Source organism: Capnocytophaga sp. oral taxon 329 str. F0087, from assembly GCF_000213295.2.
Classification (GTDB): domain Bacteria; phylum Bacteroidota; class Bacteroidia; order Flavobacteriales; family Flavobacteriaceae; genus Capnocytophaga; species Capnocytophaga leadbetteri_A.
This window is the reverse complement of record NZ_KN390039.1, coordinates 1-6290: the sequence shown is the minus strand read 5'-3', so window position 1 is coordinate 6290 and position 6290 is coordinate 1. Positions and strand designations below refer to the sequence as shown.

4 protein-coding genes are annotated in these 6290 nt (G+C 39.1%); all 4 read right to left on the bottom strand.

What is annotated here, in order from left to right:
- On the bottom strand, positions 1-1306 hold a 1306-nt coding region (locus tag HMPREF9074_RS09850), incomplete at its 3' end, for a virulence factor SrfC family protein (protein ID WP_034540520.1).
- A gap of 2 nt (positions 1307-1308) precedes the next feature.
- Positions 1309-4341 carry a virulence factor SrfB gene (locus HMPREF9074_RS09845; RefSeq protein ID WP_009392139.1) on the bottom strand — a complete coding sequence of 1011 codons (3033 nt, stop codon included), beginning with the start codon at positions 4339-4341 and terminating at the stop codon, positions 1309-1311.
- Between the two features lie 24 nt (positions 4342-4365).
- Positions 4366-5241, bottom strand: coding sequence for a DUF805 domain-containing protein (locus tag HMPREF9074_RS09840; RefSeq protein ID WP_009392138.1), 876 nt, complete (start codon positions 5239-5241; stop codon positions 4366-4368).
- 49 nt (positions 5242-5290) lie between these two features.
- Positions 5291-6079: a tetratricopeptide repeat protein gene (locus tag HMPREF9074_RS09835; protein ID WP_009392137.1), complete on the bottom strand. Its 789-nt coding sequence runs from the start codon at positions 6077-6079 to the stop codon at positions 5291-5293.
- Between the last annotated feature and the right edge of the window lie 211 nt (positions 6080-6290).

Sequence of the window (6290 nt, the reverse complement as noted above, 5' to 3'; positions counted from 1 at the left end):
GTGGCGGAATGGCAGCATTAGCTAAGGTAAGAGTGCGCTTCTCTTGGGTATCTCCTATATTCTTGGCTATCCAGTTGAACAAAAGGTATGACAACTCATTAATTTCTAACTGCTTGTCATTATTGCAAAACAGTAAATTATTAATACTGTAGTCATCAGAATAACGGTTGAACAGATAAGACACCTTACCGCGTATAAGCATCTGCTTTTGGTTATCTTCATTAGCTATCCCTGCTTCTTCTATCGCCAAACGAGTGCGCGCCCCTGGGAAGTCCAACAGGTCTGAGTTTTCTAAGAAAGGCTTAGCGTGCACTAACTCAGGTGGTATAGAGAAGATAAGCTCCATTATCAGTACCGAAAGGTAATTAATATCTATGGTTACCTCTCTACCTGTAGCTGTTTTAATAACCGTATCGCGTTGCACTTTTCCTAACTGTTTGATGCGTTCTACATCCAGTATAGCACCTTCTTCGCGCAACACGGTGTCAAAACGCAAGTATGCTTCAGTAGTGTAGTCAAGACTGTGCAGTTTCTGCATCAGCTGGTTAAATATAGCGGTCAGATACTGATTCTTATTCCACAGCACCTCAAAGATAGCACTCCACTGAGTATAGTCAAACTGCGAAATAATTTTAGCTATGCGCTGAAAAAAGCGTGTTTCTACCAGCCCTTCAAATAGTATAGTGTGTTTAGAGAGGTGGTTGTCAAAATAGTCCTTTATTTCTAATATGTCAAACTCATTAAGATACTCTTGTTTAGGCGTTTCTGTCTGTAGTTCATAACGTTTGATATGTGCCTCAAGGTCGCGTTTAGAGATAAACGAACTTATCTTTTTCAGGTCTAAGAAAAAGGCGTCAAGTATCAGTATTAGTATATCTTTAGCGTTGAGTAAGCGTACTTTTAGCGGAAAGTCAGGATATTTAGTCTCCTGCTGAATAGTAAAGCGCGTTACTAATCCGGTACTTTCTTTACCTCCTGCTGGGTTGATACGCTGCAAAAAATCATATGCCTCTGCCCCATTTCTAATCTCAAAAGGTGTTTTAGCGGTGCTGAGTAGGTTTTTTATAAGGTACGACTTCCCCACTTGGCTGGCTCCAAAGAGTGCCATCACGGGTTTAGCGTCTATATTTTGCAGTATCTTATTAAAGGTGTTAGCTGCCGATTTTAGGTGCAGTAATACCTCATTGCGTTGCTCGTACTTCAAATTCTTTTCTGCCCACGCTACTGTTTGGGTTACTAATGCTTTCTTATCAGTGATAAAACGCTTTAGGGTATCTATATCTTGCTGACTATAATTTGTTTTCATAGTTATTTTGCATTAAGTATAAATTCGCACTTATCCAACCAATAGCCTTTTTCGTCTTTCAAGGTTTGGTAGTGCATTACAAAGTATTTATGGGGCTTCTCATTGCCTTGTGCGTCTTCTACCGACTCTATCCTAATCGTCTCTTTGCTCTCATCATAATCGCGTACTAACGACATTCGTAGCGGCAGATGCTGCCGTATAGCGTTCTTCTCTACCTCTATCTGGCGGAGTATATAGTCTTCAGTCTGCGTAGGATACTTACGGCGCACATAGGCTTCCACTTCTGCCTCATTAATACGTATGCTGTACAAATCGGCATAAGGATAGTTTTTCGCAAGGAATTTAGAATAGCCAAAGTGGAAAGGCAAACTGCTAACCATCAGTTCGTTTTCATTCTTCTTAGGCGATAGTATCATCTCTTTCTCATTATTCTTAAGGCATACTATATAGTCCGCAGTCGATATAAGCTGTTGGGTGATATGAGTAGTATCTATCTTTAGGTCTTTTATTTTGAAGAGCTTACCCGCCATTAGAGCTACAATAGCCCCCACACTTACTACGGTTTTAGGGTCATTTATAAAGCCGTTGCCATCAGCAAACGGATACCATCTGCCCACCCAATAATTATTGAGGTTTATGAGGTTACGTACCGAAAGGGTAAGGTATTTCTTAAAGAGAGCTTCAAAACTGAGCAATGAAGCTGGTTTACCCGACAATACCACAAAATCACACTGATATTGGTTAAATACCAGACATATTTGCCGTATAAGGCTATCAAATACCGAAGCTACTATTGTATTTACCTTATCAGCACTTATTTTCCAACGTAAGTCAAGCAAGCTAAAGTCGAAATGCTTCTCAAAATAGTTCAAAAGTTCTGTATTCTGAAACTTGCGCCCTATAATCTCCTCAAAAGTCTTATACTGAGGATTTTCATCTACCCGATTAGCGTTTTTAAGATACTCCAAAGCAATAGGGATAGCTACTTGTTGCACAAAGGCTTGGCGTATCACTCTCCCTTTATAGCTGATGTTATTAGCATCTTCGCCAAAGAAGTTGTTCAACCGCTCCGACATATTGCCGATGCCTTTGTTCCTTCCGTAGTTTTCTATAACACCTGTACAATCTTCATCTGCTGGACTGTTCACTTCACCCTCTATAATAATTTTCTGTATTAGGTCTTTCAGTAGGTCGTCTCCTGCAAATTTAAAACTATCCCAAAACAGAGGTGTAGGAGTCAGCAGGTCTGCATCTCTGCCATTTTCGCTGAGTTGATACTGGTTGATAAGTATATCTGTAGTACCTGCTCCTATATCTACCGAAGCTACTTTTAGTGTATTTTTCCCTTTGAACAAATAATTCTCTATCACATAGTTATTACCTTTGAGCTTCTTCACTATAAGGCTATAGAGAAAAACGAGCTGACAACAGGTAGCCTCGTCATAACTCCAATCAGTACGAGTGTCTAACTGCGATAGTTTTTTACTTATATCATTAGTCGAGGGGATTATTTCAGGCTTCTGAAACCAAAAATCCTCATAGTTCTCATCAAAGTAATAGGTAGCGTAATTCTTCAGTAGCTCACAAGCCTCTTCTGCTGCTTGTCGTAGGGCTACCTGTTCAGCTTGTATCATAGCTGTCGGACACGAGATAGTGATACGTTTCAGCGTGCGGGGCACCATCATCTGTCCGTGCTCCTCTCTAAATTCATAAGAGTTTATCTGGGCATATGCGTGTACCAATATCTCTAAAAACACAAACTTCATCAGCGATTTGCGCGAGAAGAGCGGCTTCGACATAAACATCTCATTGCCACGCACTAATTCACCATCCGTTTTAAGCTGATTAGTAATACCGTTTAAATATACTTTCTTAATATTGCGGTAGTCTTTAGGATTGAACTCCCATTCGCGTTCAGCAGGAGCATCATCCCAAAGATAGCGCTTAGGGCTCGAATTATAGGTTTTCAGCTCATAGCCCAAACTAAGGTCTGTTACCGAAGCATTAATAAGGTGGTCAGCCTCCCAACCTATGCGCACCAAGCTGGGCACCGTAAATTTCTTATTGTCCGAAGTATCATTAATATTGCCAAACTTCGATTCCGAAAAGATAACATTCATCGGGAAAGGTTCAGCATATTGCTTATCTGGTTGGGTATAATCTTGTATAATAAGTTTCTTTACACTCTCAAAATCAAACGAATTATCGTCTTTATTCTCAAAAAGAAGCGCACAAGTAGCCGAATTACCTACATCTATCACCAAATCCACTTCTTTTTTCTTCATTCTATCGGTGAAAAGTTGTATTTCAGGCATCTGCATCAAGCTATTCAACCATTTTATAAACAGCAAATACGAAGCTATATACTGTTTATAAGGTTTTTCTGCCCTCAAATCATCATTTTTACCATAAAATACCTCGTTCAGATAATCATTTATCCAAGGCGAAGCAAAATGAGGGTCAGCCAACACATTGGCTATATTCAGTACAGAGGGCTCTAACCTAAAGACGTTCTCATCTATGTTCAAACTCAGTTGCGGACTGGTCTTATCTGCCTCATTTTGTGCCAATAAGGTATCTACTGCTATAATAATTTTAGCAGTAGTAAAATCCTCATCACAATCTATAAAGATACGCACCCAGTCAGTAGGGTATAAAATATCTTTGTTGATAGCATTATCTTTAAAATAAGGTAGCGGAATCCATTTACGCTGAAAACTCTTAAGGGCTCTGCGCAAATTACCATCTTCATTAGCGTCTAACAGAGGCGAAAGTACCGACAGGTCAGTATTGTCTTTGATGCGTCCATTAGCTAAGAAACCTCCTTCATACAACTGTTGATAGCGGTAATAAAACACTTCGCCCCCTGTCGTATATTTGTACAGAGGGTCGAGCACGAACTCATCAGTATGATTGTTAAAAGGTTCGTGATAATATATTTTGTCTTCAGGTTTCTTACCAAATTCTTTATCAATCGCTGTCGAGAATTTGATGTACTGTATTCCTGAGTTAGCTATGAGTGAAATTCTTTTCATTTTGCCAATTTGCTAAATTGCTGATTAAAATATTTTCCGCTTGTATTTCTGCCAGCTGGGCGCTTCTCTATAGGCTTCACTGCAACCTATAGGTACGTATATCACCTCTATACAGTCATCGTTATAGCCAAAGTCGCCTTCTAATATGGGGGGTGTTCTACCTTTAAATATAAGTACTTTAGGACAGTTTTTACCAAAAATATATTCCCCTACAAAAGTCATTTTACTGGGGAAAATAATAGAATGCAAAAGCACACAATTATCAAAAGCATATCTATTAATAGTAAGAAGATCTAAGGGCAAGATTACTTCTCCTAACTGTTCACAGCTGTCAAAGGCATCTCTACCTATTGTTTTTACTTGGCTGAGTTGCTCATCTACAGCCATATTCAAGAACGTAATCTGCTTGTTAAGCCACTGTTGTAGTATCGTGCCGTCTGCATTTAGCACATAATCAGTAAGAGGTATATAGCTTTCTGCTGTAGAAGTAGCACTCGATTGCGTAGAGAAAGGTTGTGGCTCAGTAGGCGGTATATCTGGCAGAGGAAAGTTAGACGGAGTAGGTTGATGTGCGGTACTAAATGTCTCAGAGAGGGGCGCACGCCGTTTAGGGTCTTCACCATATTGGTTTTTGCCCCTTGTACCATCTACAAATAGTAGAAGAATAGGATTATAAACAGGCAGTATAGCTAACCATCCTGTCTGATCCATATCGTGTAGACGCTTCACACTTTGGGAGAAAAATATCAAAACTAAAAAAACACTAGATATGCTGCTCAACAAATTGAGTTCACCAAATATAGCAAGCAAGGAAGATCTAACGAAGTAACAAAGAATAAGAGTAATAGCAAACTCAGCTCTTCTAATGCGTCCTTCAAATGAAATGAGATTTGCAAACATAATATTATCTAACTAAATAGTTACTTGTTAATAGTTAATTATCAAATGTTTATGGTTTTATTTTCTCTAAGTATTCACACGCCTTAGTATTATAGCTTTTGCACGACTTTTCTACCCAATATACAGCTCTATTCACTGACCTAGCTACGCCTTTACCGGTGAAATAGCAAAGCCCTAATAACATCTGCGCTTCTTTATCGCCTTGTTCAGAGGCCTTTTCATACCAATAAACAGCTTTTTCGTATGATTGGTCTACGCCTTTGCCTTGAAAATAACAAGTACCAAGGTCGCGTTGCGAGTCTATATCGCCCTGCATAGCAGCCCTTTCAAACCATAGCACAGCCACTTCATCAGACTGTTCTACACCTTTACCTCTAAAGTAAGCATAGCCTAATAAACCTTGTGCCTCAGGGTAATCCTGTTCTGCTGCTTTCTGCCACCATTCCACTGCTTTCACATCCGACTGGGCTACCCCTTGTCCTTTGTAAAAACAAATGCCATATTTGGTTTGCCCTTCAGCAAGCCCCTGATTAGCAGCTCTTTCAAACCATTCAGCTGCCTTAGCATACGATTGAGTAGTACCTAAGCCTTTGTAGGTGAGAAGCCCCAATTTAGTCTGTGCTTTAGCATTCCCTTTTTTAGCGGCACTTTCATACCAAAGTACTGCTTTAGGGTAAGATTGGGGTACATTGTTTCCTTTTTCATAGCAAAATGCTAAGTAAGCTTGTGCATCTATATCGCCCTTGCTTGCTTTGGCTAATAGTGTTTTAATATCATCACGCTGTCCAAATGCACCCGAACAGCACAACAAGCATAGCAGTAATGCAATCCTTTTCATAGTATTTGTTTTAATTAAACCTCTCTCTTTCAAATTCTTAACAAAATGTATTCTCAATTATTATTTACTTCTTTCAGGGGCAAAAATACAATATTTAAATGATTTGACCAATAAAAAATAAACTTTTTTTATGAAAGTGTTATTTTTTTCTATTTAGACTCTCTTGCTACAAACGTTATTTTTTATATTGAAGCACCTAAAATCAGTTTAA

What these genes read in the sequence shown, in the direction of transcription:
- HMPREF9074_RS09840 (WP_009392138.1), bottom strand. Translation starts at nt 5,241, where the DNA reads ATGTTTGCAAATCTCATTTCATTTGAAGGACGCATTAGAAGAGCTGAG.
- HMPREF9074_RS09835 (WP_009392137.1), bottom strand. Translation starts at nt 6,079, where the DNA reads ATGAAAAGGATTGCATTACTGCTATGCTTGTTGTGCTGTTCGGGTGCA.
- HMPREF9074_RS09845 (WP_009392139.1), bottom strand. Translation starts at nt 4,341, where the DNA reads ATGAAAAGAATTTCACTCATAGCTAACTCAGGAATACAGTACATCAAA.